This is a genomic window from Streptomyces sp. NPDC041713, from assembly GCF_055591085.1.
In genome coordinates this window covers 464,835-491,706 of sequence record NZ_JBVIZY010000002.1, presented here as the reverse complement: position 1 = coordinate 491,706, position 26,872 = coordinate 464,835, and the positions used below count along the sequence as shown (strand labels likewise).

Below are 26,872 nucleotides of genomic sequence, written 5' to 3'. Positions count from 1 at the left end.
GGTGGCGGCCGCGAGCGGCTCGGCCACCAGGGCGGCGACGCCGTGGAGGGAAGGGAGCGGTGGGTCAGCCGTGGCGGTAGGCGACCAAGGAGATGCCCACGTAGTGCGCCACGAAGGCCGCCAGGGTCAGGGAGTGGAAGACCTCGTGGAAGCCGAAGAAGCGGGGGGAGGGGTTGGGGCGCTTGATGCCGTAGATCACGCCGCCCGCGCTGTAGAGCAATCCCCCGACGACGACCAGGACGAGCACCGCCACGCCGCCCGTGCGCATGAAGTCCGGCAGGAAGAAGACCGCGGCCCAGCCCATCGCGATGTAGCACGGGGTGTAGAGCCAGCGGGGCGCGCCGACCCAGAAGACGCGGAAGGCGATGCCCGCGAGGGCGGCGCCCCAGATGCCCCAGAGCAGCCACTGGCCCTTCGACTCGGGGAGCAGCAGCATCGTCAGCGGCGTGTAGGTGCCCGCGATGATCAGGAAGATGTTCGAGTGGTCCAGGCGGCGCAGGACGCGGTCCGCTCTGGGGCCCCAGTCGCCCCGGTGGTACAGCGCGCTCACGCCGAACAGCAGACAGGCGCTCAGGGCGAAGATGCCGCAGGCGAGCCGGCCGCGCGGCGAGTCCGCGAGCGCGGTGAGCACCAGTCCGGCGATCACCACCGCGGGGAACATGCCGGCGTGCAGCCAGCCGCGCATCTTCGGCTTGACGGGGAGCGGCATCTCGTCCGGGGACGGGACGATCGAGGGGTTGTCCGCGGGCTGCGAGCTCGCTGCGGGGACAGGGGCGGTCATCCCGGCATCGTACCTACGGGCCCGTAAGTCACGCATCAAGTGAGCGGGCGCCGGTACCAGGGCCGCGTAGTGGATCAAGCGGACGGATCCGGGCCGTCATACCCGTACCCGTACAAGTGGCGATGCTCACGCCGCTCAGGTGTGAAGCCCTCTGGACAGATGGGCAAACGCGTCGGATGATCAAATGAGTGCGGTCGGCACCGGATGAGCGCCAAAGTTCGTACACGTGAAGCGTCCGGGTCGCAGCCCCCACGGGGCATACATCCCAAAAACCCCTCGATTAGGAGCAATCGTGGCGCGCGACATCGCGGCTCCCCTGTCCCTGGGCACTGCCCCGACCAACCACCGGGAGCTCGCCTCCTGGGTCGACGAGATCGCCGAACTGACACAACCGGACCGGGTGGTCTGGTGCGACGGATCCGAGGCCGAGTACGAGCGCCTGTGCGAGGAGCTCGTCGCCAAGGGGACGTTCAAGAAGCTCGACCCGATCAAGCGGCCCAACTCGTACTACGCGGCCTCCGACCCCACCGACGTCGCGCGCGTCGAGGACCGCACCTTCATCTGCTCCGCGAAGGAGGAGGACGCGGGCCCGACCAACCACTGGAAGGACCCCGCCGAGATGCGGGAGATCTTCCAGGGCTCGGACGGCCGGGGCGGCGTCTTCCGCGGCTCCATGCGCGGCCGCACCATGTACGTCGTGCCCTTCTGCATGGGCCCGCTCGGCTCCCCGCTCTCCGCGATCGGCGTCGAGATCACCGACTCCGCGTACGTCGCCGTGTCCATGCGCACGATGACCCGCATGGGTCAGGCGGTCCTGGACGAGCTCGGCGAGGACGGCTTCTTCGTGAAGGCCGTCCACACGCTCGGCGCGCCGCTGGCCGACGGCGAGGCCGACGTGCCGTGGCCCTGCAACTCCACCAAGTACATCTCGCACTTCCCCGAGGACCGCGAGATCTGGTCGTACGGCTCGGGCTACGGCGGCAACGCCCTGCTCGGCAAGAAGTGCTACGCCCTGCGCATCGCCTCCGTCATGGCCCGCGACGAGGGCTGGCTCGCCGAGCACATGCTGATCCTGAAGCTCACGCCCCCGAAGGGTGAGAGCAAGTACGTCGCCGCCGCCTTCCCGAGCGCCTGCGGCAAGACCAACCTCGCGATGCTGGAGCCGACGGTCCGCGGCTGGACCGTGGAGACCATCGGCGACGACATCGCCTGGATGCGCTTCGGCGAGGACGGCCGGCTCTACGCGATCAACCCCGAAGCCGGCTTCTTCGGCGTCGCGCCCGGCACCGGTGAGCACACCAACGCCAACGCCATGAAGACCCTGTGGGGCAACTCGGTCTTCACCAACGTCGCGCTGACGGATGACGGCGACGTCTGGTGGGAGGGGATGACGGAGGAGACTCCCGCCCACCTCACCGACTGGAAGGGCAACGACTGGACGCCCGAGTCCGGCGTCCCGGCCGCGCACCCGAACGCCCGCTTCACCACGCCCGCCTCGCAGTGCCCGATCATCGCGCCCGAGTGGGAGGACCCCAAGGGCGTGCCGATCTCGGCGATCCTCTTCGGCGGGCGGCGCGCCAGCGCGGTGCCGCTGGTGACCGAGTCCTTCGACTGGCAGCACGGCGTCTTCCTCGGCGCGAACGTGGCGAGCGAGAAGACCGCGGCGGCCGAGGGCAAGGTCGGCGAGCTGCGCCGCGACCCGTTCGCCATGCTGCCGTTCTGCGGCTACAACATGGGCGACTACATGGCCCACTGGGTCAAGGTCGGCGCGGACAAGGACCAGTCCAAGCTGCCGAAGATCTACTACGTGAACTGGTTCCGGAAGAACGCGGACGGCAAGTTCGTGTGGCCCGGCTTCGGCGAGAACAGCCGCGTCCTGAAGTGGATCGTGGACCGCCTCGACGGCAAGGCCGAGGGCGTCGAGACCCCCATCGGCATCCTGCCGACGGTCGACTCCCTGGACACCGAGGGCCTCGACCTGGCCAAGGACGACCTGGAGTTCCTGCTCACGGTCGACAAGGAGGTCTGGCGCGAGGAGGCCTCCCTGGTCCCCGAGCACCTCAACACCTTCGGCGACCACGCGCCCAAGGAGCTGTGGGACGAGTACCGCGCGCTGGTGCAGCGCCTGGGCTGACCCCAGCCGTTCCGCTTGTGGCCGGGCCCCCGCACGCAGTCGTGCGGGGGCCCGGCCGTGTGACACGCTCGCATCTCGAACACCTTGCCTTCACACTCTTCTCACATGTTTCAATGACCCCGCACGGGGGCCGCTGATCGTCAGGGCCGCCAAATGAGCCTGTGGGGGGCACAGTTGAGGAAGACTCAGCGATTGAGACGTGTGACGGGCGCCGCGCTGGCGGTGACCCTGGGGTCGGCCGGGCTGGCCGCCGTCACCGCACCCGCCGCGTACGCCGCCACTCCCTCCGACGAGGTGGCGAAGCTGCCGATCCACTCGTTCGGGGCGATGGTGGTCGACGACGCGCACGAGCGGGTCTACGTCACCGACGGAAACAAGGGCGGCAGCGGGGCGAGCGCCGTGCTCGTCTACAACTTCCAGGGCCAGCGCGTCGGTTCGCTCGCCACCGACCAGCCGGCCTCCGGCATGGCGCTCAGCGCGGACGGCGCGACCCTGCACGTCTCGCAGTCCGACCGCATCCTGACGTTCGACACCGAGACGCAGGCCAGGACCGGCGCGGCGGCGACGCCCTACAACGTCACCTGCGGCCGCGAGGTGGCCGTCGCGGGCGGCAAGACATGGTTCACGGAGACCCCGTACACCGGCAGCTCCTACTGCGACCGGCCCGACAACAGCGCTCTGCTGTACGGGGTCAACGGCACCGCCTCGGTCAGCACCGGCTGGGACAGCAAGGGACGGCTGAAGCTGGAGTCCGGGCCCGGGGCGCCCGACCGGCTCGTGGTGGGGCAGGCGGGCACGAACAGCGCGGCCGACGCCTTCCTCGCCACGTTCGACGCGAGCGGCGCCAACCTGGTGCGGGGTCCCCAGCGGCGGTTCGCCGACGCCGAGGGCAAGGGTGCGCTCGACCTGAAGGACATCGCCCAGAGTGCCGACGGCAAGCGGATCGCGGTCGCCGACGCGGCGTACGGCACCCGGCTGCTCGACGCCTCCGATCTGGCGGACGCGCCGGCCGGCTACCAGCCGCTGCCGGCCGGGGCGCGGGCCTCGGCGGTGGCCTTCAGCGGCGACGGCAGATACGTGGCGCGCGGTGCGGACGCCTCCGGCAGCGTGTCCGACCTGCTGATCCAGCCCGCCGACCCGGCGGACGGCAACAAGCCGCTGGAGTTCGCCTTCGAGAGCGAGCTCGACGGGACGCGGGTCGTGCCGCAGGGCCTCGGCTGGGCCAAGGACGGCTCGCGCCTCTTCGCGGTGACCACGGACGCCTACGGCTACGGCCACTGGCTGCACGTCATCAAGCCGCCGGCCGCCCAGTACGACTCCCGGTTCACCGGCACCCTCACCACCACGCCCACCAAGCCCGTCGTCGGTGAACCCCTCGGGATCCGCGGCCGGCTGGAGCTGGACGGTCCCGCCCCGGCGGAGCCCGTGAAGGTCGCCGCGGTCCGCAAGGACGCAGACGGCACCGAGGAGGTGGCAAACGCCAAGGTCGCGGCCGACGGCACCTTCACCGTGCTCGACGTGCCGGACCGGCTGGGCGAGACGACGTACACGCTGCGCTTCCTCGGCGACGTGACGCACCGGCCCGCCGACGACGTCACGGTCACGGTGGACGTGGCCAAGGCCCCGACGGCGATCGAGCTGACCGCGCCCGCCGAGGCGACCCGCGCGGGCGGCGTCGAGATCACCGGAAAGCTCACGGGCCAGGGGCGGGCGCTGCCGTCCGGGATCGAACTGCGGGTGACGCGCACCGACAAGCTCGGCACCACGGGTGAGCTGACGGCGGCGCGGGTCGCGGCCGACGGCACGTTCCGCGTCAAGGACCTGCCCGGCAAGAAGGGCAAGACGGTGTACGCGGTCGATTACGAGGGTGACGCCCTGCACGAGGGCGCGTCCGCCCGGGCCACGGTGAAGATCACCGCTTAGGCGGCAGGTGGCAGGCGCCGGGCGACAGGCACAGGCACCAGGCGCCTCAGTGCCGACACCCTTGGTGGGTGGCACCCGGTCCGTGGCCTCCCCGGCCGCGGACCGGGGCCGATCAGGGGGCGCCGACCAGGCGCGTGGCGTCCGCGTGGGCGTCCATGCGCTCGGCGGCCAGGATCGCCGCCGCGGTGTCGGCGCGGGAGGCCGCCACGACCAGGGCGCGGCCCGCGAGGGCGTGGGCGCGCTGGTGCAGGGCCGCGGAGTGCGGTTCGTGGATGGCCGATGCGACGGCCGAGCGCACCGGGGGTACGCCGCCGCGCAGCCGCGCGACCTGGAGCGCGAGCCGCTCGGCCGCGGTGTCGAGGTCGGCGCAGGGGGCGAGCGCGCGCAGCTCGTCGGTGACGGCGAGGAGCGCGGCGAGGTGCCCGGCGAGCTGGATGTCCAGCTCCTCCTCGCGGGAGCGGTGCGGGAAGCCCGCGTCGTCGGCCACCGTGTGGACCGACTTGGTGCGGATCGGCTCGTACATGGGATGGCCTCCAGACGGTTGCTTGAAAGCCATCCTAGCTTAGATCCTGTCTAAAGTTGAGCCGAGGTCAATCCGCGGGCGGGCGGTGTGCCGTCACGGCTGGCTGTAGCCGTCCAGGAAGTTCCCGATCCGGGTGACCGCCTCCGCCAGGTCCGTCGCGGTCGGCAGCGTCACGACCCGGAAGTGGTCCGGTTCCGGCCAGTTGAACCCCGTGCCGTGCACCACCATGATCTTCTCGGCGCGCAGCAGGTCGAGGACCATCTGCCGGTCGTCCTTGATCTTGAAGACCTTCGGGTCGAGCCGCGGGAAGAGGTACAGCGACCCCTTCGGCTTCACACAGCTCACCCCGGGGATCTGGGTCAGCAGGTCGTACGCGGTGTCGCGCTGTTCCAGGAGCCGCCCGCCCGGCAGGACCAGGTCATTGATCGTCTGGCGTCCGCTCAGCGCGGCGACCACCCCGTGCTGGCCCGGCATGTTCGCGCACAGGCGCATGTTGGCGAGGATCGTCAGGCCCTCGATGTACGAGGAGGCGTGCGCCTTCGGGCCCGAGATCGCCATCCAGCCGACCCGGTAGCCCGCCACCCGGTACGCCTTCGACATGCCGTTGAAGGTGAGGGTCAGCAGGTCGGGGGCGATGGCGGCGGTCGGCGTGTGCGTCGCGCCGTCGTAAAGGATCTTGTCGTAGATCTCGTCCGAACAGACCAGCAGGTTGTGGCGGCGTGCGATGTCCGTGAGCCCGCGGAGCATGTCGTCGCTGTAGACGGCGCCGGTCGGGTTGTTCGGGTTGATGATCACGAGCGCCTTGGTGCGGTCGGTGACCTTGCGCTCGATGTCGGCGAGGTCCGGCATCCAGTCGGCCTGCTCGTCGCAGCGGTAGTGCACGGCGGTGCCGCCGGACAGCGAGACGGCCGCGGTCCACAGCGGATAGTCCGGCGCCGGTACGAGGACCTCGTCGCCGTCGTCGAGCAGACCCTGCATGGCCATCACGATGAGCTCGGAGACGCCGTTGCCGATGAAGACGTGCTCGACGTCGGTCTCGATGCCGAGGGTCTGGTTGTGCATGACGACCGCGCGGCGGGCGGCCAGGAGGCCCTTCGCGTCGCCGTAGCCGTGGGCGTCGCCGACGTTGCGGAGGATGTCCTCCAGGATCTCGGGCGGGCACTCGAAGCCGAAGGCGGCGGGGTTGCCGGTGTTGAGCTTGAGGATGCGGTGTCCGGCCGCCTCCAGCCGCATCGCCTCCTCGAGCACCGGGCCCCGGATCTCGTAACAGACGTTGGAGAGCTTCGTCGACTGGATGACCTGCATGTCCGCGAGCTTACGGCCGGGTCGTGCGGGCCGCTCCGTGTTTTCGGACACAAGGGGGAACGGTGGGGGAGCGGTGGGCGGCCGGGGGGCAGTGTTCTGTCAGCGGTCAGTTGTGTCCGTTCGCGGTCTTGTCCTCCGGGCCCGGGGGCCTCAACAATGCGCATGACAAAGCCGAAGAAACTTCGGCCACATGGTCACCAGAGGGGACCCCCCACATGAACAAGCCTCTCGTCGGTGTGTGCTTCGCCGCCCTGCTCCTCGGGGCGGCAGCGGCGCCGGCCACGGCCGTCAGCGACGAACGGCCCGCGAAACCGCGGGTCAAGGCCGTCGACTTCGCCGGAACGGTGGCGCTCAGCAACTGTTCCGGCTCCGTCGTCCGCGTGCCCGACTCGCAGCCCGGCGACCCCGCGCTCGTCCTGTCCAACGGGCACTGCCTGGAGAGCGGCTTCCCCGGCCCGGGTGAAGTCGTCGTCGACCAGCCGTCCTCGCGCAGCTTCACGCTGCTCGACGCGTCCGGCGGCGACCTCGGCAAGGTCAAGGCGAGCAAGGTCGCGTACGGCACGATGACCGACACCGACGTCTCGCTGTACCAACTCACCAGCACCTACAGCGACATCGAGAGCAAGTACGGGATCAAGGCGCTGGAGCTGAACGCGGCGCGGCCCGAGCAGGGGCGCGCGATCACCGTCGCCTCCGGCTACTGGAAGAAGCTGTACAAGTGCAGCGTCGACGGCTTCGCCTACCGCCTGAAGGAGGGGAACTGGACCTGGAAGGACTCGGTCCGCTACACCCCCGACTGCAAGACGATCGGCGGCACCTCGGGCTCGCCGGTGATCGACGACGAGACCGGCAAGGTCGTCGCCGTCAACAACACCGGCAACGAGAGCGGCGAGGAGTGCACGGACAACAACCCGTGCGAGGTGGACGAGAACGGCAAGGTCACGGTCCGCGAAGGCATCAACTACGCGCAGCAGACCTACGGGATCGTGCCGTGCGTCGGCGCGGGCAACAAGATCGACCTGAGCCGCGCGGGCTGTGAGCTGCCCAAGCCGTCCGGGGTCAAGTAACACGGTCGGCTGAGATCGTCGGCGGGGGCCCGGTGGCCCCCGCTCGGCTCGGGCCGGGAGCGGCGCCCGTCGGCGCCGGTCCCGGCCCGTTCTCCGTGCCGGCCCGCCTGGGGGCCGGCGGCCGGCCGCGTCAGCCGCTGATCTGCCGCGGGCCGCCGCCGTCGCCGCCGCTGATCCGGATCTTGCGCGGCTTGGCCTGTTCGGCGACCGGGATGCGCAGGGTCAGGACGCCGGAGTCGTACGACGCGTCGATCCGCTCGGTGTCGAGGGTGTCGCCGAGGAAGAGCTGGCGGGTGAAGGTGCCGACGGGGCGCTCGGCCACGACCATCTCGACGTTCTCGGGGGCGGGGGAGCGGCGCTCGGCCTTCACGCTCAGGATGTTCCGCTCGACGTCCAGGTCGATCGACTCGGGGTCGACGCCCGGCAGGTCGAAGTGGACCACGAGGTCGTCGCCGGCGCGGTACGCGTCCATCTGCATCCCCGAAGGCCGTCCGGATCCGAAGACCTGCTGGGTGAGGCGGTCGAACTCGCGGAACGGGTCGGTACGCATGAGCATCACGGGGCTCCTCTCGTCAGGTGTTGGGTGCGATGCCCTACGCTTTATGTATATAGCTCGCCGACAGAAAATTGACAAGCCCCGACTCAAGGCTGGCGGGACGGGGCCCGCCGACCGGCGATACCTGTCGTGGCCGAGGCAGACATGCGCGTACGCCGGTTGGTAGCGTTCCACCGGTGACCTCCTCGCACAGCCCCGACCGGCTCGACGACGACGACTATCCCGCCTACACGATGGGCCGGGCCGCCGAGCTGATCGGTGCCACGCCGGCGTTCCTCCGCGCGGTCGGCGAGGCCCGGCTCATCGCCCCGCTCCGCTCCGAGGGCGGCCACCGCCGCTACTCCCGCTACCAGCTGCGCATCGCGGCCCGCGCCCGCGAACTCGTCGACCAGGGCACGCCCGTCGACGCGGCCTGCCGCATCGTCATCCTGGAGGACCAGCTCGAAGAGGCGCTCCGCCTCAACGAGGGACTGCGCCAGGACGCGGAGCCGGACGAGCCGTCGTCGTCCTGAGGGCGCCGTACGCGAAACGCTGCGCCCCGCGCCTGCGCATATCTGCGGCGGCAAATGCAGAATTTCGCGTGAAGAGTGCGGCGGATATCCGCCCGCCGACGACGCGATTTGCAAAGCCGCGCGCCGAAGCCGGTGCCGTGCTACTGTCGATTTCAGTTGCAGTTGTGGTTCCCAGAGACTTCAAGTGCTCCAGCCGGCGTTAGGTGCCGACGGGGGCACTTTGTATTGCCGGTCATTTCCGGACGGGGTAATCATCGCGGCGACGCGGAGTGCGCACAGTGCGGGCTCCCGGGCACTGCCCCGAAGGAGATATGACATGGCTACTGGCACCGTGAAGTGGTTCAACGCGGAAAAGGGCTTCGGCTTCATCGAGCAGGAGGGCGGCGGCGCCGACGTCTTCGCTCACTACTCGAACATCGCCACCCAGGGCTTCCGTGAGCTGCAGGAGGGCCAGAAGGTGACCTTCGACGTCACGCAGGGCCAGAAGGGCCCGCAGGCCGAGAACATCGTTCCCGCCTGACGCTGACGCTCACGCGTACTTCGTGGCTGGGGCCCGCACCTTGGGTGCGGGCCCCAGCCCGTTGTGTTTTCCGGGGAGACATTTCGGGTTTCCCCGCTTTTCACCGGCCCGCCGTGGAATAATTCCGCCGCAGCCGGGAATGTGATTCATTTTTCCCCGGCCGTTCCTGCGATTCTCGGCACCGGTCGGTGCCGCCCAGAATTCCTCGATACGCGCCGCATCGAGGAAGGTTCTCCATGAACCGCTCTGCTCACCGCCCCACGCGCACGAACGGCCGACGCCCCCAGAGCGCGGGCCGCCGCCCCGCGCCGCTCCAGGGAGAGTTCGCGCTGCCGGTCACCGTCACCCCGGCCCTCCCGCCCGTCGAGGACTTCGCCGCGCTCGGCCTGCCCGACGGGGTGCTCACGACCCTCACCGGGCTCGGCGTCACCGCCCCCTTCCCGATCCAGGCGGCCACGCTGCCCAACTCCCTCGCGGGCCGGGACGTCCTGGGCCGCGGTCGCACCGGTTCCGGCAAGACCCTCGCCTTCGGCCTCGCGGTGCTCGCCCGCACCGCGGGACAGCGCGCCGAACCGCGCCGCCCGCTCGCCCTGATCCTGGTGCCCACCCGCGAGCTCGCCCAGCAGGTGACGGACGCGCTCACCCCGTACGCCAGGGCGCAGCGGCTGCGCATGGCCACCGTCGTCGGCGGCATGTCGATCGGACGGCAGGCCGGCGCGCTGCGCTCCGGCGCCGAGGTCGTCGTCGCGACGCCGGGCCGGCTCAAGGACCTCATCGAGCGCCGCGACTGCCACCTGGACCGGGTCGCGATCACCGTCCTCGACGAGGCCGACCAGATGGCCGACATGGGTTTCCTGCCGCAGGTCACCGAGCTCCTCGACCAGGTGCGCCCGGACGGGCAGCGAATGCTGTTCTCGGCCACCCTCGACCGCAACGTCGACCTGCTGGTCCGCCGCTACCTCAGCGACCCCGTCGTCCACTCGGTCGACCCCTCGGCGGGCGCGGTCACCACGATGGAGCACCACGTGCTGCACATCCACGGGGCCGACAAGTACGCCGCCACCACGGAGATCGCCGCCCGCGACGGCCGTGTGCTCCTCTTCCTCGACACCAAGCACGCGGTCGACCGGCTCACCACGCACCTGCTGAACAGCGGGGTGCGCGCGGCGGCGCTGCACGGCGGCAAGTCCCAGCCCCAACGCACCCGTACGCTCGCCCAGTTCAAGTCCGGCCAGGTCACCGCGCTCGTCGCCACGAACGTCGCGGCGCGCGGCATCCACGTCGACGACCTCGACCTCGTCGTCAACGTCGACCCGCCCGCCGACCACAAGGACTACCTGCACCGCGGCGGCCGCACCGCGCGGGCCGGCGGCTCGGGCAGCGTCGTCACCCTGGTCACCTCGGCGCAGCGGCGCGACATGAACCGGCTGATGGCCGCCGCGGGCATCCGGCCGCACACCGCCCAAGTCCGCTCGGGCGAGGCGGAGTTGACGCGCATCACCGGCGCCAAGGCGCCGTCGGGCATCCCGGTGACCATCCCGGCGCCGCCGAAGGAGAGCCCCCGCCGCAGCGCCTCGTCCGGCGGCCGCCGCCCCCGCGACGGCCGCGCGCGCCGCGCCTACGCCGCCCGGACCCGGACCGACACCGCGGCCTGACCGACGCCGCGGCCTGACCGACACGCGGCCTGACCGGGCCGCGGGGCCCCCGGCCCGCTCGTGCGATCATGCGGGCGGCTTCGAACGGCTGAGCGTGGCAGGGGAGTGCGGCGTGGGTGGGAGTGGTGGAAGCGGTGGGGGTGCGGACGGGTCGTCCGTGTCCGACGAGGAGTGGGAGCGGTTCCTCCGTGACTCGGTGAACGGCGCGGCCGGGGCGCCGGTCGAGCCGTCGGCGCGCGAACGTGCGGTGCGGCGGCCGGAGGCGAAGCGGTCGGCGCCGAAGCGGCCGGCTTCGAAGCGGTCCGCGGCGCAAGGCTCCGGGCAACCGGAGGGATGGCGTACGTACACACCGGCGCGGCCCCGGCGCAGGACGGGCCGGTACGCGACCGGTCTCGTGGTCGCCGTCGCCCTGCTGGGCGTGGCGCTCTTCCCGCACCGGGTCGCCGACTGGTTCGGCGGCGGGCAGGACGACACTCCGCTGGCCGCCGAGTCCGAGCGGCCGAGCGGGGCGCCCGACGACGGTCCGGCCCGGCGCCCGACCCGGGCCGAGCCGTTCCGGGGCTCGCCCGCGGCCCGCTGGGCGGACGGGGCGGCGGGGATCACGGTGCCGCGCGCCGAGGCGACCGGATGGATGGACGCGGCCCAGGTGGAGCGGGCGCTGCGGCGGAGCCGGGACTTCCTGGTGGCCGCGGAGCTCGACCCGCGCGTCCTGCGCGGCGAGCGCCCCACCAAGGCGATCGCGCTGCTGAATCCGCATCAGAAGGGCGTCCGGGCCTATCTGCGCAGCGCCCTGTCCTCGGCGAAGCCCACACCCAAGACCGACCCGTTGCTGCTGTTCAGCCGCTTCCGGCCGGAGCAGGCCCGGCTGGTCGGCGACGTGGTCAAGACGCGCGGCCGGCTCACGTACCGGGAGGGCGAGAGCGGCGCGGTCGAGGTGACGGCGGACGTCACGTTCGTCTACCCGGTCACCCCGGCGGCCGGCGGCGGACGGAGCGACGAGGTCGTCCGGACGATCGCGCGCCGCAAGGTGGTGATGAGCTGGGACGACCCGTCCAAGATCGCCACCGAACCGGGCACGATGTCCCTCGTCTCGTACAAGCTGGACATGACCAACGGCGGTTGCTCCGCCCCGACCGGTTACTTCGTGCCGCCCTTCGGCAGGGACCGTGACGGGCCCACCGACGCGGAGCACCGGCTCGACCCGTACGACCGCAGCAAGCCGGTCGACGCGGGTGGCGGCGGGGCGGGCGCGGACGACGACTGCGCGACGGCCACGCGCTCGTAGCACTGAGCGGGCGGACCCGCAGGACTCCGACTCGTCGCCGGTGAAAGGGCAAGGGCCCCGACCCCTTGTCCGTCCGTGCGGCGTCCGCCAAGAATGCCCCTGACATCCGCACGACCGGCGTACGTCACAAGGGGGGCTCCACAGATGGGACAGATGAGCAGAGCGGTCGCGGGCGGTGTGCTCGCCCTCGCGCTGGCCGGGGCCGGGGCGGTACCCGCGTTCGCGGGCTCCACCGACCGGACCGGGCAGGACCGGCCCTCGCACGGCCGGGCCGAGGCGGTCGACTTCGCGGGGACGGTGGCGCTCAGCAACTGCTCCGGCTCCGTCGTCCGCACGCCGCACTCCAAGCCCGGTGATCCGGCGCTCGTCCTCACCAACGGTCACTGCATAGAGTCCGGTTTCCCCGCGGCCGGCGAGGTGATCGTCGACCAGCCGTCCACCCGTACCTTCAAGCTGCTCGACGCGAAGGCGAACGAGGTCGCCACGCTCAAGGCGTCCAAGGTGTCGTACGCGACGATGACCGACACCGACATCACGATCTACCGGCTGACCACCAGCTACCGCGACATCACCAAGAAGTACGGGATCAAGCCGCTGGAGCTGGCGGACGACCACCCGGTGAAGGGCCGGGCGATCACCGTCGTCTCCGGCTACTGGAAGAAGACGTACAGCTGCACCATCGACGGGTTCGTCCACCGCATCAAGGAGGGCGAGTGGACCTGGAAGGACTCGGTCCGCTACACCCCCGCGTGCCAGACGATCGGCGGCACGTCCGGATCCCCGGTGATCGACCACAAGAACGGCAAGGTCACCGCGATCAACAACACGGGCAACGAGGACGGCGAGCGCTGCACCCTCAACAACCCCTGTGAGGTCGACCGGAAGGGCCGGGTGACCGTGCGCAAGGGCATCAACTACGCGCAGGAGACGTACGGGATCGTGCCGTGCGTCGGCAAGAAGAGCGCGATCGACCTGGACCGCAAGGGATGCAGGCTGCCTCGGCCGGCCGCCGTTCAGAGGTAGTGGGGGAGTAGCGGCGAGTAGCGGCGGGCCCCCTGCTCAGGGGGTGCGGCGTACGGAGCGGCCTGCCAGGACGTCCGTGCGCCGGCCATCCCGCATCACGAACCTGCCGTCGATCAGGACGTGCGGGATGCCGGTGGGCAGGGTGCGGGGCGCCTCGAACGTGGAGCCCGCCGCGACCGTTTCCGGGTCGAAGAGGACCAGGTCGGCGCGGTAGCCCTCGCGGACCAGGCCCCGGTCGGGCAGGCGCAGGCGGGCGGCGGGGCGCGAGGTGAGGTGGGCGACCGTCTCCTCCAGCGACATGACGCCCAACTCCCGTGCGTAGCGCCCGAGATACTGCGGGAACGTGCCGTACGCGCGCGGGTGCGGCTTGAAGCCCTGCAGGATGCCGTCGCTGCCACCGGTGTGCACGCGGTGGCGCATGATCGCCTGGACGTTCTCCTCGTGCCCGACGTGCTGCAGGATCGTCGAGCCCAGCTTGTCGTTGATGAGCAGCCGGCGCGCGGTGATCCACGGTTCCTCGCCGCGCTGGGCGGCGGACTGCGCGATCGTCTTGCCGACGCAGGAGGCGAGCCCGGGGTCGCTCACGCCGGAGATCTCGATGGTGTCCCACTCGATGGGCACGCCGTGGCACCCGTCGGCGCCGATGACCTCCATGTGGTGGCGGATCTTCTCGGCGGTCGCGTCGTCCTGCAGCCGGGCGAGGATGGCGTCCGGGCCGCCCTCGCTGGCCCAGCTCGGCAGCATCGCCACGAGCGTGGTGCAGCCGGGGGTGTACGGGTACGTGTCCAGGGTGATGTCGGCGCCGCCGGCCAGGGCGTCGTCGAGGAGGGCGAGGAGGTCCGGCGCCTTGCCCTTGTTCACGCCGAAGTTCATGGTGGCGTGCGCGAGGTGGAGGGGGCAGTTCGCGATCCGGGTGAGGTCCACCATCTCCTCGTACGCCTGGAGCGCGCCGGCGCCGTAACTGCGGTGGTGGGGGCAGTAGTAGCCGTTGAACCCGGCCACGACCTTGCAGAGCTCGGTGAGTTCGGAGTCGTCGGCGTACATGCCGGGCGTGTACGTGAGCCCCGACGACATGCCGACGGCGCCCTCCCGCATCCCCTCCGCGACGAGCTGCTTCATCCGGTCCAGCTCGGCGGGGCCGGCCGGCCGGTCGTCCCAGCCGAGCGCGTACATGCGGACGGTGCCCTGGGGGATGAGGTAGGCGGCGTTCACGGCGATGCCGTGGCCGCCGTGGGCGGTGTCCAGGGCGTCGAGGTAGCCGCCGACGGTGCGCCACGAGAAGTCGATGTCGCTGCCGTCGCCGTTCCATCCTGTGATGGCCTGGCGGACCTGGGCGAGCGTGCGGTCGTCCACGGGGGCGTAGCTGAGGCCGTCCTGGCCGATGACCTCCAGGGTGACGCCCTGGGCCGCCTTCGCGGTGTGCTCGGGGTCCCTCAGCAGGGCGAGGTCGCTGTGGGCGTGCATGTCGATGAACCCGGGCGCCAGGGCGAGGCCTTCGGCGTCGAGGGTGGCCATGCCGGTGGGGCGGGGGCGGGCGGTGCCCTCCGGGTGGATCTCCGTGATCCTGCCTTCGTGTACGGCGACGTCGGCGCGGTAGGAGGCACCTCCGGTGCCGTCTATGACGCGTGCGTCGCGGATCACCAGGTCCATGAGGTGCCTCGTCTCTTGTCTTTCAGTGCGGGCTGTGTGGGGTGCACCCGGCCTCCGGCCGGGGTTGAGTGTTCCCACCCGCACCACCCGTGCGGCTCTCGTGGCCGGGTGCGGGTGGCCTTGGTGGGAGGGGACCGCCGTTGGCGGCGAACGGTAGGGGGGGTGGGGGGTGGTGCTCCCACTCCCGCGCTGCGTCGCGGGGCAAACGGGCGGGCGGGTGGGGATGGCTCCGCCGCGGAGCGGCGGTATGGGGCTGACACCGACGGCGGTTCAGCCAACAGGTGACGGATGGTTGGGAGCTCCTACGTCCGCCCTGCGTTGCGGGGTGAACGGGCGGGTGGGTGGGATGGCTCCGCCGCGGAGCGGCGGGACGGGGCTGCCCCCACGGCGGGTCGGCTGACGGACCACCGGTGATGAAGCGGACGCCCCCGCCGCGCAGCGGCGGCCCCGAGATCCGCCCAAGACCCAGGGGTCAGAAATACGTTCGGATGAAGTCCACGACCACCCCATCCCCCTCCACCACCGGAATCAACTCCCACTTGTCGAAGGCCGTGCACGGATGCGAGAGCCCCATCCCCAGCCAGTCGCCCACGGCGAGTTCCGCCTCCGGCGACGTCGTGAGCCACCCGTGCTGGTCGGAGAGACCGGTGACCGTGACCCCGGCCGCCGGCCACTCCGCCCCGCCCCGCCGTACGACCTGCGCCTCGGGCAGGTCGAGGTCGTACGCCGCGTCCCGCTTGCCCGCGTTGGTGAACGCCTGCTCGGCGGAGGGCCGCGACACCACCTGGGCCCACAGCCGGAACGCGGGCTCCAGCGCGCCCTCCTGCGGCACCCGGTTGAACGGCGTCAGATGCTTGTAGTGGCCGTCGTCGTGCGACACGTACGCACCGGAGCGCAGCAACTTCAGTACCGGGCGCGAGAGTTCGCCGACTTCCGCGAAGACCGACGCCACCGCGTCGAACCACGCGCTGCCGCCCGCGCTGACCACGATCTCCGGCAGGTCCGCGAAGAGCCCCGCCGCGTCGAACTCGCCGACCAGCGCGACCAGCCCGCGCAGCCACGCCGTCACCGTCTCCGTCGACGCCTGCGGCACCTCCCCCTCGTACCCGGCGACGCCCACAAGGCGCAGGGTGTCCGCGGCCGCGACGGCGTGGGCGATCTCGAAGCACTCCGCCTCGGTCCGCACACCGGTGCGCGCGCCGTCGCCCGCGGCCAGCTCCACGACCACGTCCACGGGGCGGCTCGCGCCCGCCGCGCTCAGGGCGGCGTGCATCAGCTCGACGCCGCGTACCGAGTCCACGTAACAGATGAAGCGGAAGGAGGGGTCGGCGCCCAGCTCGGCCGCGAGCCAGCGCAGCGCCGCCGCGTCGACCAGTTCGTTGGCGAGGAAGATCCGCTGCACGCCGAACTGCCGTGCCACGCGCACCTGGTGGGGGACGGCGAGGGTGATGCCCCAGGCGCCGCGCTCCAGCTGGCGGGCGAAGAGCTGCGGGGCCATCGACGTCTTGCCGTGCGGCGCGAAGGCCAGGCCGTGCCGCTCGGCGTACGTCTCCATGAGGGCGAGGTTGTGCTCCAGGCGCTCGGCGGAGAGTGCGAGGACCGGGGTGGTGAAGCCGCCGGTAAAGAGGTTGCGCCGCTGCGCCGCGAGCTCGCCCACCGTCAGCCCCTCGGCGTCCGGCGGCAGGCCCTTGAAGCGGTGGTCGACCCGCTCCTGAGCGAGTCCGGCCAGCCGTTCGGCGGCTGAATCGGCGGGACGTTCGACGGCGTTGTCGGCGGCCATGGGCGCCTCCTCCAGGAGTGCGTTGCATCATGTGCAACAGTCATTGCGTATGTCGCTTACTGCTGTCTAACATCCGAGCCAACGCCGGGTCAACGGATCCGGAGAGTCGGTTGAGGGGCTGGAAGATCGTGACCGCACAGGCAGCCGCAGCGGCAGCCGCACAGGCAGCCGCGCAGATGGCCGCAGAGGCAGTGGTGGACGTCGTGGCACTCGGCGAGTCCATGGTCACCTTCCTGCCCACGCGGCCCGGCCGCCTCGCCGACGTGCCCTCCTTCGACCGCGGGATCGGCGGCGCCGAGTCCAACGTCGCCTGCGCCCTGGCCGCCGCCGGGCACACCGCCCGCTGGGTCAGCCGCGTCGGCGCCGACGGCTTCGGCGACCACCTGATCGAGACGATCGGCGGCTACGGAGTGGACACCTCCGCCGTCGGCCGCGACCCGCACCGCCCCACCGGCATCTACTTCCGCACCGCCGACGACCGCGACACCGACACCCACGAGGTCGTCTACTACCGCGCGGGCTCCGCCGCCTCCGCCATGTCCCCGTCCTCGGTGGACGAGGACGCCCTCGCCGCAGGACGCATCCTGCACCTGTCCGGCATCACCCCCGCCCTCTCCGCCAACTGCCTCGCCCTCGTACGCCACCTCTGCACCCGGCGTCCGGACCGCGCCCCGCTCGTCTCCTTCGACGTCAACCACCGCCCCGGACTGTGGAAGGACGCGGCGGACGGCCCCGGCGTCCTGCTCGACCTCGCCCGCGGCGCCGACCTCGTCTTCGTCGGCGAGGACGAGGCCGCGGCCGCCTGGGGCGTCACCGGCGGGCCCGACGCGATCCGCGCCGCCCTGCCCGAGCCCGCCACCCTCGTGGTGAAGCAGGGCAGCCGCGGCGCCACCGTCCACCGGCACGGCGAGGCCCCCGTCTTCCGGGCCGCCCTGCGCGTCGACGTCGTCGCGCCCGTCGGCGCCGGCGACGCCTTCGCCGCCGGATTCCTCTCCGCCACCCTGCGCGGCCTGCCCGCCGACCGGTGCCTGCGCCACGGCCACCTCATGGCCGCCGCCGCGCTCACCGTCCCCGGCGACCTCGCCACGCCCCCCGCCCGCACGCACGCCGACCGCCTCGCCGCCCTGGACGACGCCGCCTGGGGGACACTTCGTCTCGGCCCCGGCTGGACGGACCACGTCCCGGAGGACACCGAGGCCGAGGAGGAGGTACGTACCCCATGAGCCAGACCGTCGACCGAGCGCTCTCCATCCTGCCGCTGCTCGCCGAGGGCCCCGCCGACCTCGGCCAGGTCGCCGACCGCCTCGACGTGCACAAGTCCACGGCCCTGCGGCTCCTGCGCACCCTCCACGAACACGGCCTGGTCTTCCGCCAGTCCGACCAGCGCTACCGGCTCGGCGCCCGCCTCTTCGCCCTCGCCCAGCAGGCCGTCGAGAGCCTCGACGTCCGCGAGATCGCCCACCCCCACCTCCTCGCCCTCAACGAGAAGTGCGGCCACACGGTCCACCTCGCCGTCTACGAGGAGCAGGAGGTCCTCTACATCGACAAGGTCGAGAGCCGCTACCCGGTGCGGATGTACTCCCGTATCGGCAAGCCGGTGGCGATCACCGTCGCCGCCGTCGCCAAGCTGCTGCTCTCCGACTTCCCGGAGGCCGAGCGCCGCGCCATCGCGGAGAAGCTCGACTACCCCACCTACACGTCCCGTTCGACGCCCAACGCCGCCGCGTTCCTGCGCGAGCTGGAGAAGGTGCGCGAACAGGGCTGGGCCACCGACCTCGGTGGCCACGAGGAGTCCATCAACTGCATCGGGGCCCCCATCCGCGGTGCGGACGGGCGCGTCGTCGCCGCCATGTCGGTGTCCGCACCGAACGTCGTCGTCACCGCCGAGGAACTCCTCACCCTGCTCCCGCTGGTCCGCCGTACCGCGGACGCCATCAGCCGGGAGTACTCCGGAGCCGCTCCGGAGACGAAAACCGCCCCTCTGAAGGAAGCCTGAACAGCATGACCGAGAAGATCGCACTCACCCCGGCCACCCACACCACCCCGCCCGCGAAGTTCTCCCACGGCGTGAAGAAGGGCAACATCCTTCAGGTCGCCGGTCAGGTCGGCTTCCTCCCCGCCGAGGAGGGCAAGGCTCCCACCCCCGCGGGCCCGACCCTGCGCGAGCAGACCCTGCAGACCTTCGCCAACGTCAAGGCGATCCTCGAAGAGGGCGGCGCGAGCTGGGACGACGTGATGATGATGCGCGTCTACCTCACGGACGTGGACCACTTCGCGGAGATGAACGAGATCTACAACGCGTACTTCGAGGAGCAGGGCCTCAAGGCCCCCGCCTCCGCCCGCACCACCGTCTACGTGGGCCTGCCCAAGGGCCTGCTCATCGAGATCGACGCGCTCGCCGTCCTCAGCTGACGCCGCCCGTCCCCTGATCCCACCCCCGCAAGCCGTTCGTCGTCACGGCGCGGCGCCTTCCCCGCAGGAGGCGCCGTGCCGCGATCCCCCCTGCCCCGGCTGTGTCTTCTGGGGGAGACCCCCAGACCCCCTCCCCATGCACTTACGAGGTCAACGATGTCCCCGTTCCACACCGCCGTGCTCGCGGCCGCCCCCGCCGAGACGCCACCGCACACCGGCGGCCTGCTCGCCCTGATCGACGGCACACCCGGCCTGCTGACCGTCGCCGCGCTCGGCATCCTGCTGCTGCTCTTCCTGATCATCAAGGTCAGGCTGCAGCCCTTCGTGGCGCTCCTCGCGGTCTCCATAGCCGTCGGCCTCGCGGCCGGCCTCTCCGTCACCGAACTCTTCGGCACCGTCCAGAAGTCCGACGCCGTCTCGGTCATCGAGTCCGGCATGGGCGGCATCCTCGGCCATGTGGCGATCATCATCGGCCTCGGCACGATGCTCGGCGCGATCCTGGAGGTCTCCGGCGGCGCCGAGGTCCTCGCCTCCCGCCTCCTCGGCCTCTTCGGCGAGAAGCGCGCGCCCCTCGCGATGGGCCTGACGGGTCTGATCTTCGGCGTCCCCGTCTTCTTCGACGTCGGCATCTTCGTCCTCGCGCCGATCGTGTACGCCGCCGCCAAGCGCAGCGGCAAGTCGATCCTCCTCTACTGCCTCCCGCTGCTCGCGGGTCTCTCCATGACCCACGCCTTCCTGCCGCCGCACCCCGGCCCGGTCGCCGCCGCCGGTCTGCTGAAGGTGGACCTCGGCTGGATCATCCTGATGGGCATCGTCTGCGGCATCCCCGCGGTCCTCGCCGCCTGGGTGTACGCGGCGTGGATCGGCAAGCGCATCTTCGTACCCGTGCCGCAGGACATGGTCGAGGCCGCCGAGGAGGCGCGGGCCGCGGTCCTCGCCGAGCAGAGCGCGGCCGGTGTGGCGCCGCGGGAGAAGCCGGTGTCGCTGGGCACGGTCTTCACCATCATCGGCACGCCGCTGGTCCTGATCCTGCTGGCGACCTTCTCGTCGATCGCCTTCGACCCCTCGACGTTCCGCAGCGTCATCGAGTTCTTCGGCAGCCCCTTCGTCGCCCTGACGATCGCGCTGCTCATGGCGTACTACCTGCTGGGCATCCGGCGCGGCTGGTCCCGCAAGTCCCTGGAGACCGTCTCGACCGCCTCCCTCAAGCCGGTCGGCAACATCCTCCTGGTGGTCGGCGCGGGCGGCATCTTCGGCGCGGTCCTCAAGGGGAGCGGCGTGGCCGGCGCCATCTCGGACACCTTCCAGGACGTGGGCCTGCCCATCATCGTCCTCGCCTACCTGCTCTCGCTGATCCTGCGCGTCGCCCAGGGCTCGGCGACGGTCGCCATCGTCACCACGGCGGGCATCGTCGCCCCGCTGCTCTCCGAGGGCGACTACTCGCAGGCCTTCACCGCCCTGGTCATCATGGCCATCTCGGCGGGCTCCATCTTCGCCTCGCACGTCAACGACGGCGGCTTCTGGATGGTGGCCAAGTACTTCGGCATCAGCGAGCGGGACACGCTCAAGACGTGGACGGTGCTGGAGTCGGTCCTCTCGGTGGCCGGGTTCGCCGTGGCGGGCGTGGTCAGCCTCTTCGTGTAGCGGCCCGTGGGCCGCAGCGGTCGTCGCGGCGACCGGTAACTGCCCTGCGGGCGACCCGAGTTCGACCGGCCCGTGGTGTGCAATGGAGGGTGCGGGCAGGCCCGATCGGGCTTGTGGTGCTGCGGGCCCGGTGCGATCCTTTCCGCCATGTCAGCAGCTCCGCGCCCGCCCGACCACGGGACAGTACTCGCGGAGGTGAGGAAGGTGCGGCGAGCCGGCGTCGTCAGGCTGCGGGAGATCGACACGCCCGAGCTGAGCCGCATCGCCGCGCAACTGTCCAACTCCGAGGGCGAGTTACCCGGCACGGCCGTCGAACGGCTGCTGCGCACCGCCGTCTTCGGGATCGGCGGCGGCAGCCTGCAGACCGCCGCCGAGTACACCCTCGGCCTGGCCCAGGGCACCCGCGACTGGCCGCCCGCCGACCGCCGCCGGCGCGCCGCCCAGGTGTACGGGGTCAGCGTCGAACGCTTCCGCAAGCACCACGAGCTGATGGTGCTCGGACAGATCGCCGAGCAGGTCGTCGGCATAGCCGTCCGGCCGCCCGGGGCCGCGGGGGAGCCCGGTCCCGGAGCGGCCGGACTTCCCGCCGCCCACCGCGGGCTCCGCCTCGCCCTGCACGGCCGCACCGTCCCCGTCACCGTGCACGTCCACTCGGTGGACCTGCTGCGCGACATCGACGTCGTCGTCTCGCCGACCAACACGTACTTCGCGCTGCCCGCCCCCTACAAGTCGTCGATCTCGGCGACCCTGCGCCGGGCGGGCGCCCACAAGGACCCCACGGGGGGAGTCGTCGAGGACCAGGTCCACGACGAGCTACGGGGATGGGTCGCCCGGCACGGGACACCGGGCCGGGCGGCCCTTCCGGGCACGGTCGTCGCCACCTCCGCCGGCGCCCTCGCCGAGCAGGGCCTGCGGCGGATCTACCACGTGGCCGTCGCCATGCCCCGGCCCGAGACCAACGACTACGACGTGCAGGCCGCCGACGTCACCCGCGGCGTGGCCCGCGTCTTCGCGCTGCTCGCCGAGGAGTCCCGGACGAGCGATCCGCCGCTCACCTCGGTCTGCCTTCCGCTGCTCGGCGCGGGCCGGGGCGGCCTGCCCCCGCTGGAGAGCTTCGGCGCGCTGTGGGCGGCGGTGGAGGCGGAGCTCGCCCGGGGCGCCGACTGGGACATCCACTTCGTCGTACGCCGCCACGCGCGGGCCGACCTCGTCGAGAGGCTGCTCGCCGGGCTCGCCGACCGGGGGACGCCATGAATCCGTACGCCGTGCTCGCGGCCGCCGCCGCGTTCTGGGACAACATCGCCGACCGGCTCGACCAGCCGCTGCGCGACCGGCTCGCCGCGCTCCTCGGTGTCGTGCGCGGCCGGGGCGAGGACGAGTCCGTGCGCCGGGACGCGGCCGACCGGGCGGCCTGGCTGCTGCGGGAGCGGCTGCCCGAGGAGTTCGGCGCGGCGGGCGAGGCGCGGCTCACCGCCGACGCCGGGACGGACGCGGCCACCGGTGGCGGCGTCGGCTACCAGGGCTTTCGCGTGGAGGACCTCGCCGTGCTGCTCATCGACGGGCACCGCATGGTCGGCCCGGTGCTCGGGCCGGTCCGCGAACGGCTGCTCGCCGCGCCCGCGCTGGACGCCGACGCGGTGCTGCGGCACGGCGGCAACCCGTTCGCGCCCGAGCTGATCAGGCTGCCCGGCGCGGGCGGCCTGCCGCGGCTGCCGCGCTTTCAGTTCTCCGAGGACGCGATGCCCTGGCTGATCGTCCTGGAGGTCAACACCCTGCTGGAGGCCGACCGCGACCCGTGGGGCGCCGCGGACTGGTGGCTGTCCGACAACGCCTGGCTCGGCACCCGCCCCGCCCGGCTGCTCGGCACCGGCCGCGACCGCCAACTCGCCGACACCGCACGGTTCCTGATGGAGGGTGAGTAGCCGTGCCGAACTACCGGCCGCCCGACCGGCTGAGCGCCACCCCCGCCAAGACCACGCTGGCCCGGGGCACCGTCCTGTACCGCGTGCACTCCGCACGGCGGGACGCCACCGCCTTCAACCCCAACCCCGCGCACTGCCTCTACGGCGGCGGGCGCTTCGACGGCACGGGCTGCGACCCGTACGGCTATCTCTACGCGGGACTGAGCCCGGTGGCCGCGGTCTGCGAGACGCTGCTGCGGTCGCTGCCGTTCGACCCGGCGGGCGGCCCGCGCCTGGTGCCGCGGGTGAGCGTGCGCGGGCGGCGGCTGACCACGTTGCGGCTCACCGCCGACGTGACCGTCGTGTCGCTGATGACCGCGCAGGACCTGGCCGGTGTCCACCAGGACACCTGGTTGGTGCAGGCCGAGGCGATCGACTACGCGTACACGCGCGACTGGGCGCACTGGATCCGCGACCACACCGACCCGTGGGCGCAGGGCTTCGTGTGGCGCTCCAAGCGCGAGCCGGAGGACCGTACGGTGCTGCTGTTCGGCGACCGGTGTCCGCGGGGCGCGGTCGAGACGGTCGACGAGGCGCCGGTCGACTTCGGCACCGAGGACGGCGACCGGTGGCTCAGCTCGGTCCTGGAGCCGTACTACGCGCGGCTCGCGCCCTGATCCCGCTCCCGGCCGGGGACCACCGTCCGCACCGCGATCGTGCGCGCCGTCCACCGCCCCGGTGACCCCGCGCCGGCCCGGCCGAAGTCCCGTGTCGTGTGCGGCCGGATCCGCAGCACCCCGTCGTCGCCGTCCGGCGGACCGAAGCGGGACGCCGTGGAGTGCGCGCCCCACGCCGGCAGGTGGAACGGCAGCGTGTTGAGCTCCGACTCGGCCACCACGAGCTTGAGCCAGTCCCGCACCTCGGCCCCCGGCACGGCGGGACGGCCCGGCGGCAGCGAGAGGCGCACCGGCTCACCGTCCAGGGCGTGGCCGGTGCCGCCGGGCGCGATGAAGTGGCCCGGGTACAGCGCCGGGTCGGCGGCGTAGCTGTCGGTCAGGTCGAGCAGGAGGCACCACAGCGAGCGGCTGGGGGAGCGGTTGTGCAGCCGGACGGAGACCCAGGGCGGGCGCGGTCCTTCGGGCCCCGGCGTGTAGGGGCAGGTGATCTCGCCGCTGCCGTTCGGCAGGAGCGGCCCGTCGTCCGGCGCGTCCCAGGGCGTGATCTCCACGCGGACCAGGCCGTCCAGGGGCGAGGGGCGTGCGGTGAGGTCGCGCAGCTGGTGCCAGCGCGCCAGATGGGCCAGGCAGTCGGCGACGCGCCGGGCGTCGCCGGTCCCGGCCAGCGGCAGCGGCGCGACGAACGGGCTGCCGTCCCGCCGCAGCACCTGCGCCGACGCGCCGCGCACCACGACCCGGAAGTGCAGGTCCGCCGCCTCTTGCGGGGTGGCCACCACCCGTACCAGGGGGGAGGCGGTGGCCAGGACGTCGTGCAACTCGCCTACCGCGGCGAGCCGTTCGGGCGCCTGGGGCCCTTCGGGCACTTCGGATGCTTCGGGCACGGTGAGGGTCACCGTCGCCGGGGCCGAGGCGAGCGCGGAGAGCGTCACCGGGTAGGCCCGGCCGGTCGACGGCGTGCCGTCGGTGAGGTCGACGAGCGTGCGGTGGCCGTGCACGGCGCGGGCGCGGACGACGGTGCCCTCGGGCAGGGTGTCCGTGCCGGGCGCGAGCACCGTGAACTCCGTGCCGAAGGCCCCGGCGCCCTCCCGCAGCCCGTGCCCGCTGCCGCAGTCCACCTCCCAGCCGTCCACGCCGTACCGCAGCAGATGCGGGCCGGGCGCCCCCGCCACGGCACCGCCCAGGAACGGCAGGTCCGCCACGCCACCGGCGTCCGCCGGATACAGCACCGGCTGCTGACCGCCTCCGTTGCGCTGCAGCCGGGCGTCGGCCGCGGCGAGCAGCTCCCGGTACGTGGTGTCGGGCCCCGCCTCCCGTACGACGCCGAGCAGCGCGTGCGTGAACGCGCCGTGCCTGCGGCCCCCGAACTCCCCCTCGTAGGAGAGCTGGTCGAGCCGGCAGGCGGCGAGGAGCACAGGGCGCGGGGCGCCCTCGGGGACGGGCAGGTCCCGCGCGGTCGTGGGCGCGGTGAGCGGCCACTCGGCGGCCGGCGGCGTCCAGCGGGCGGTGAGCTCCGCGTCGCGGGTCGCGCCCCCGGAGTAGCAGCAGTCCAGGACGGCCGCGGTGTGCGGGCCCCGCGCGGCGACCGAGGCGAGCAGGGCGCCGAGCCGCTTGTCGGGCAGCGGGCCGTCCGCGCAGACCAGGGCCTGGTTGCGGCCGGTGGCCTCGATCAGCAGGTCCGCGCCGGTCGCCCGCCACTCGGTGCCGTGCCCGGAGAACCAGAGCAGCGCCGTGTCGTCGGGGCCCGCCGAGCCCAGATGCCGCTCGACGGCGTCGACGACGGCGGCCACGGTCGCCTCGGCGTCCAGCAGCACCCGGATCCGCGCCGCGCCGCCCGTGCGGTCGGCGAGCAGTCGGCGGGCCGCGGTGATGTCGTTGACGCAGCCGGTGAGCGGCGTCGCCGTCCGGCGCGGGTAGTCGTTGATGCCGACCATGAGCGCGTAGATCGTCCCCATGCCAGAGAGTCTGACAGCGCCGCCGGCCGCCCGGTCGCGATCCGCGGGTCGTCAACTGGGCGTGTTCCGGCGGCGTTCGGGAGGCACCCACCCCTTGTGCCGAGCGCGGCGATGCGCTTTCTTGATCGGCATGGCTGAAACGACAGGCAGTGGCACCGCCGCCGGCGAAGCGGGACCCCCGCTGCGCAAGGCGAGCTGGAAGTACGTGGGCCCCGGCATCGTCGTCGCGGCCACCGGCGTCGGCGCGGGCGACCTGGTGGCGACGCTCATCGCGGGCAGCAAGTTCGGCTACACCTTGCTGTGGGCCGCGATCATCGGCTGTCTGGTGAAGATCTCGCTCGCCGAGGCGACCGGACGCTGGCACCTGGCCACCGGGCGCACCCTCTTCGAGGGCTGGCGCACCCTGGGGCGGTGGACCACCTACTACTTCGCGGTCTACGTGGTCATCTGGGGCTTCGTGTACGGCGCCACGGCCATGTCGTCCAGCGCTCTGCCGCTGGTCGCGCTCTTCCCGGACGGGCCGGGTCTGAAGACGTGGGCGGTCATCTGCGGGCTGCTGGGGCTCGCCTTCGTCTGGTTCAACCGGTACGCCGTGTTCGAGAAGGCCATGACGATCGTCATCGGCATGAAGTTCCTGATCGTCGTGTACGTCGCCATCCGCGTCGCCCCCGACCTCGGCAACGCCCTCGCCGGCCTCGCCCCGGTCCTGCCGGACGGCTCGCTGCTCTACACCCTCGGCCTGATCGGCGGCGTCGGCGGCACCATCACCATGGCCGCGTACGGGTACTGGGTGAACTCCAAGGGCTGGACCGACATCACCTGGCTCAAGGTGATGCGCCTGGACAACCGCGTCGCCTACATCACGACCGGCGTCTTCGTCGTCGCCATGATGATCATCGGCGCCGAGCTCCTGCACTCCACGAACATCGCCCTCACCTCCGGCGACCGGGGCCTCATCGACCTCGGCGACGTCCTGGAGGACAAGTTCGGCGTGGTCACCGCGAAGCTCTTCCTGTTCGGCTTCTTCGCCACGTCCTTCGGCGCCCTGATGGGTGTCTGGCACGGCGTGAGCCTGATGTTCGCGGACTTCGTGGAGCGGCTGCGGCGCGAGCGCGACGGCGGGGCGGTCGAGGCGGCCGGGTCCGGTACGGCGGCCGAGGGCGGCATGGTCAAAGCAGGCGTGGTCGAGGGCGGCATGGTCGAGGAGGTCGCGGCCGGCAAGCGCGAGAAGTCCCTGCCGTTCCGGGCGTATCTGCTCTGGCTGACCTTCCCGCCGATGGGCCTGCTCTTCCTGGACGAGCCGTTCGGCCTCGTCATCGCGTACGGCGTGCTCGGCGCGTTCTTCATGCCGTTCCTCGCCCTCACGCTGCTCTGGCTGCTCAACTCCTCGCGCACGCCCGCGCAGTGGCGCAACGGCATCGTCTCCAACGTCATGCTCGCGGGCGCGGGGCTGCTCTTCCTCGTCCTCTGCGTGCAGCAGGTGCGCGACCTGCCCTGGTGAGACACGGCAGCGCCGCCGGGGGAGCGGCGGCGCTGCGGCCTTTTCCGGTGACGTACGGGATGACGTACGAG

General features: G+C 72.1%; 23 protein-coding genes. 16 read left to right on the top strand and 7 right to left on the bottom strand.

Annotated elements, in window-relative coordinates:
- Nucleotides 1–64: 64 nt before the first annotated feature.
- Nucleotides 65–781 carry a PAQR family membrane homeostasis protein TrhA gene (gene trhA, locus ACZ6CV_RS07040; RefSeq protein WP_469249929.1) on the bottom strand — a complete coding sequence of 239 codons (717 nt, stop codon included), beginning with the start codon at nucleotides 779–781 and terminating at the stop codon, nucleotides 65–67.
- A gap of 292 nt (nucleotides 782–1,073) precedes the next feature.
- Here trhA and ACZ6CV_RS07035 point away from each other — a divergent pair, with 292 nt between their 5' ends.
- Nucleotides 1,074–2,915, top strand: coding sequence for a phosphoenolpyruvate carboxykinase (GTP) (locus ACZ6CV_RS07035; protein WP_469249928.1), 1,842 nt, complete (start codon nucleotides 1,074–1,076; stop codon nucleotides 2,913–2,915).
- A gap of 201 nt (nucleotides 2,916–3,116) precedes the next feature.
- Entirely contained in the window at nucleotides 3,117–4,838 is a 1,722-nt protein-coding gene (locus ACZ6CV_RS07030; protein ID WP_469250297.1) for an Ig-like domain repeat protein, read from the top strand.
- A gap of 112 nt (nucleotides 4,839–4,950) precedes the next feature.
- Here ACZ6CV_RS07030 and ACZ6CV_RS07025 read toward each other — a convergent pair whose 3' ends face one another.
- Together ACZ6CV_RS07025 and ACZ6CV_RS07020 are read right to left on the bottom strand one after the other, a co-directional pair.
- Nucleotides 4,951–5,361 carry an SCO4983 family protein gene (locus tag ACZ6CV_RS07025; RefSeq protein ID WP_469249927.1) on the bottom strand — a complete coding sequence of 137 codons (411 nt, stop codon included), beginning with the start codon at nucleotides 5,359–5,361 and terminating at the stop codon, nucleotides 4,951–4,953.
- 93 nt (nucleotides 5,362–5,454) lie between these two features.
- Nucleotides 5,455–6,666, bottom strand: a complete 1,212-nt coding sequence (locus ACZ6CV_RS07020) for a pyridoxal phosphate-dependent aminotransferase (protein ID WP_469249926.1) — start codon at nucleotides 6,664–6,666, stop codon at nucleotides 5,455–5,457.
- Nucleotides 6,667–6,881: 215 nt separating this feature from the next.
- Between ACZ6CV_RS07020 and ACZ6CV_RS07015 the strand changes: the two genes are divergently transcribed.
- Entirely contained in the window at nucleotides 6,882–7,733 is an 852-nt protein-coding gene (locus ACZ6CV_RS07015) for a trypsin-like serine peptidase (RefSeq protein ID WP_469249925.1), read from the top strand.
- A gap of 130 nt (nucleotides 7,734–7,863) precedes the next feature.
- On the opposite strand, the gene ACZ6CV_RS07010 is transcribed toward ACZ6CV_RS07015, so the two are convergent.
- Complete coding sequence (locus tag ACZ6CV_RS07010) at nucleotides 7,864–8,289, bottom strand: Hsp20/alpha crystallin family protein (protein WP_362364047.1); 426 nt, start codon at nucleotides 8,287–8,289, stop codon at nucleotides 7,864–7,866.
- Between the two features lie 233 nt (nucleotides 8,290–8,522).
- Here ACZ6CV_RS07010 and ACZ6CV_RS07005 point away from each other — a divergent pair, with 233 nt between their 5' ends.
- The 5 genes from ACZ6CV_RS07005 to ACZ6CV_RS06985 all read left to right on the top strand — a co-directional run bounded on the left by ACZ6CV_RS07005 (nucleotide 8,523) and on the right by ACZ6CV_RS06985 (nucleotide 13,284).
- Nucleotides 8,523–8,801, top strand: coding sequence for a MerR family transcriptional regulator (locus ACZ6CV_RS07005; RefSeq protein WP_358710311.1), 279 nt, complete (start codon nucleotides 8,523–8,525; stop codon nucleotides 8,799–8,801).
- Between the two features lie 316 nt (nucleotides 8,802–9,117).
- The gene (locus ACZ6CV_RS07000; protein ID WP_030788646.1) at nucleotides 9,118–9,321 is read left to right on the top strand and encodes a cold-shock protein; all 204 of its coding nucleotides are present in this window, start codon (nucleotides 9,118–9,120) and stop codon (nucleotides 9,319–9,321) included.
- Between the two features lie 236 nt (nucleotides 9,322–9,557).
- Nucleotides 9,558–10,976, top strand: a complete 1,419-nt coding sequence (locus ACZ6CV_RS06995) for a DEAD/DEAH box helicase (RefSeq protein WP_469249924.1) — start codon at nucleotides 9,558–9,560, stop codon at nucleotides 10,974–10,976.
- A gap of 157 nt (nucleotides 10,977–11,133) precedes the next feature.
- Nucleotides 11,134–12,261 carry a hypothetical protein gene (locus ACZ6CV_RS06990; protein ID WP_469249923.1) on the top strand — a complete coding sequence of 376 codons (1,128 nt, stop codon included), beginning with the start codon at nucleotides 11,134–11,136 and terminating at the stop codon, nucleotides 12,259–12,261.
- 153 nt (nucleotides 12,262–12,414) lie between these two features.
- Nucleotides 12,415–13,284, top strand: coding sequence for a S1 family peptidase (locus tag ACZ6CV_RS06985; protein ID WP_469249922.1), 870 nt, complete (start codon nucleotides 12,415–12,417; stop codon nucleotides 13,282–13,284).
- A 36-nt stretch (nucleotides 13,285–13,320) separates the two neighbouring features.
- Here the strand turns inward: ACZ6CV_RS06985 and ACZ6CV_RS06980 are convergent, their stop codons facing one another.
- Complete coding sequence (locus tag ACZ6CV_RS06980; RefSeq protein WP_469249921.1) at nucleotides 13,321–14,934, bottom strand: N-acyl-D-amino-acid deacylase family protein; 1,614 nt, start codon at nucleotides 14,932–14,934, stop codon at nucleotides 13,321–13,323.
- A gap of 472 nt (nucleotides 14,935–15,406) precedes the next feature.
- The gene (locus tag ACZ6CV_RS06975) at nucleotides 15,407–16,714 is read right to left on the bottom strand and encodes an alanine racemase (protein WP_469249920.1); all 1,308 of its coding nucleotides are present in this window, start codon (nucleotides 16,712–16,714) and stop codon (nucleotides 15,407–15,409) included.
- A gap of 176 nt (nucleotides 16,715–16,890) precedes the next feature.
- Between ACZ6CV_RS06975 and ACZ6CV_RS06970 the strand changes: the two genes are divergently transcribed.
- The 7 genes from ACZ6CV_RS06970 (at nucleotide 16,891) to ACZ6CV_RS06940 (ending at nucleotide 23,348) form a co-directional block, all read left to right on the top strand.
- Nucleotides 16,891–17,937: a sugar kinase gene (locus ACZ6CV_RS06970; protein ID WP_469250296.1), complete on the top strand. Its 1,047-nt coding sequence runs from the start codon at nucleotides 16,891–16,893 to the stop codon at nucleotides 17,935–17,937.
- Nucleotides 17,934–18,710, top strand: a complete 777-nt coding sequence (locus ACZ6CV_RS06965; RefSeq protein ID WP_362364068.1) for an IclR family transcriptional regulator — start codon at nucleotides 17,934–17,936, stop codon at nucleotides 18,708–18,710. The genes ACZ6CV_RS06970 and ACZ6CV_RS06965 overlap by 4 nt, the downstream gene beginning before the upstream one ends.
- Nucleotides 18,711–18,715: 5 nt before the next feature.
- On the top strand, nucleotides 18,716–19,126 hold the full coding sequence (locus ACZ6CV_RS06960) for a RidA family protein (RefSeq protein WP_469249919.1): 411 nt from the start codon (nucleotides 18,716–18,718) through the stop codon (nucleotides 19,124–19,126).
- Nucleotides 19,127–19,282: 156 nt separating this feature from the next.
- Nucleotides 19,283–20,770 (top strand): GntP family permease, encoded by a 1,488-nt coding sequence (locus tag ACZ6CV_RS06955; protein ID WP_469249918.1) that lies wholly within the window; start codon nucleotides 19,283–19,285, stop codon nucleotides 20,768–20,770.
- Between the two features lie 147 nt (nucleotides 20,771–20,917).
- Nucleotides 20,918–22,024 carry a macro domain-containing protein gene (locus ACZ6CV_RS06950; protein ID WP_469249917.1) on the top strand — a complete coding sequence of 369 codons (1,107 nt, stop codon included), beginning with the start codon at nucleotides 20,918–20,920 and terminating at the stop codon, nucleotides 22,022–22,024.
- Nucleotides 22,021–22,692 (top strand): hypothetical protein, encoded by a 672-nt coding sequence (locus ACZ6CV_RS06945; RefSeq protein WP_362364078.1) that lies wholly within the window; start codon nucleotides 22,021–22,023, stop codon nucleotides 22,690–22,692. The genes ACZ6CV_RS06950 and ACZ6CV_RS06945 overlap by 4 nt, the downstream gene beginning before the upstream one ends.
- A gap of 2 nt (nucleotides 22,693–22,694) precedes the next feature.
- Nucleotides 22,695–23,348, top strand: a complete 654-nt coding sequence (locus ACZ6CV_RS06940; protein WP_362364081.1) for an RES family NAD+ phosphorylase — start codon at nucleotides 22,695–22,697, stop codon at nucleotides 23,346–23,348.
- Here ACZ6CV_RS06940 and ACZ6CV_RS06935 read toward each other — a convergent pair.
- Nucleotides 23,327–25,300, bottom strand: coding sequence for a caspase family protein (locus ACZ6CV_RS06935; protein ID WP_469249916.1), 1,974 nt, complete (start codon nucleotides 25,298–25,300; stop codon nucleotides 23,327–23,329). The genes ACZ6CV_RS06940 and ACZ6CV_RS06935 overlap by 22 nt on opposite strands.
- A gap of 130 nt (nucleotides 25,301–25,430) precedes the next feature.
- On the opposite strand from ACZ6CV_RS06935, the gene ACZ6CV_RS06930 reads away from it, so the two are divergent.
- A complete protein-coding gene (locus ACZ6CV_RS06930) occupies nucleotides 25,431–26,801 on the top strand; it encodes an Nramp family divalent metal transporter (RefSeq protein WP_469249915.1) in 1,371 nt (456 codons plus the stop codon).
- The last annotated feature ends 71 nt before the right edge of the window (nucleotides 26,802–26,872 follow it).

Bases quoted from the DNA above. Each gene is read 5' to 3' on its own strand.
- trhA (WP_469249929.1), bottom strand. From the start codon at position 781: ATGACCGCCCCTGTCCCCGCAGCGAGCTCGCAGCCCGCGGACAACCCC.
- ACZ6CV_RS07025 (WP_469249927.1), bottom strand. From the start codon at position 5,361: ATGTACGAGCCGATCCGCACCAAGTCGGTCCACACGGTGGCCGACGAC.
- ACZ6CV_RS07020 (WP_469249926.1), bottom strand. From the start codon at position 6,666: ATGCAGGTCATCCAGTCGACGAAGCTCTCCAACGTCTGTTACGAGATC.
- ACZ6CV_RS07015 (WP_469249925.1), top strand. From the start codon at position 6,882: ATGAACAAGCCTCTCGTCGGTGTGTGCTTCGCCGCCCTGCTCCTCGGG.
- ACZ6CV_RS07010 (WP_362364047.1), bottom strand. From the start codon at position 8,289: ATGCTCATGCGTACCGACCCGTTCCGCGAGTTCGACCGCCTCACCCAG.
- ACZ6CV_RS07005 (WP_358710311.1), top strand. From the start codon at position 8,523: ATGGGCCGGGCCGCCGAGCTGATCGGTGCCACGCCGGCGTTCCTCCGC.
- ACZ6CV_RS07000 (WP_030788646.1), top strand. From the start codon at position 9,118: ATGGCTACTGGCACCGTGAAGTGGTTCAACGCGGAAAAGGGCTTCGGC.
- ACZ6CV_RS06995 (WP_469249924.1), top strand. From the start codon at position 9,558: ATGAACCGCTCTGCTCACCGCCCCACGCGCACGAACGGCCGACGCCCC.
- ACZ6CV_RS06985 (WP_469249922.1), top strand. From the start codon at position 12,415: ATGAGCAGAGCGGTCGCGGGCGGTGTGCTCGCCCTCGCGCTGGCCGGG.
- ACZ6CV_RS06980 (WP_469249921.1), bottom strand. From the start codon at position 14,934: ATGGACCTGGTGATCCGCGACGCACGCGTCATAGACGGCACCGGAGGT.
- ACZ6CV_RS06975 (WP_469249920.1), bottom strand. From the start codon at position 16,714: ATGGCCGCCGACAACGCCGTCGAACGTCCCGCCGATTCAGCCGCCGAA.
- ACZ6CV_RS06970 (WP_469250296.1), top strand. From the start codon at position 16,891: ATGGCCGCAGAGGCAGTGGTGGACGTCGTGGCACTCGGCGAGTCCATG.
- ACZ6CV_RS06965 (WP_362364068.1), top strand. From the start codon at position 17,934: ATGAGCCAGACCGTCGACCGAGCGCTCTCCATCCTGCCGCTGCTCGCC.
- ACZ6CV_RS06960 (WP_469249919.1), top strand. From the start codon at position 18,716: ATGACCGAGAAGATCGCACTCACCCCGGCCACCCACACCACCCCGCCC.
- ACZ6CV_RS06955 (WP_469249918.1), top strand. From the start codon at position 19,283: ATGTCCCCGTTCCACACCGCCGTGCTCGCGGCCGCCCCCGCCGAGACG.
- ACZ6CV_RS06950 (WP_469249917.1), top strand. From the start codon at position 20,918: ATGTCAGCAGCTCCGCGCCCGCCCGACCACGGGACAGTACTCGCGGAG.
- ACZ6CV_RS06945 (WP_362364078.1), top strand. From the start codon at position 22,021: ATGAATCCGTACGCCGTGCTCGCGGCCGCCGCCGCGTTCTGGGACAAC.
- ACZ6CV_RS06935 (WP_469249916.1), bottom strand. From the start codon at position 25,300: ATGGGGACGATCTACGCGCTCATGGTCGGCATCAACGACTACCCGCGC.
- ACZ6CV_RS06930 (WP_469249915.1), top strand. From the start codon at position 25,431: ATGGCTGAAACGACAGGCAGTGGCACCGCCGCCGGCGAAGCGGGACCC.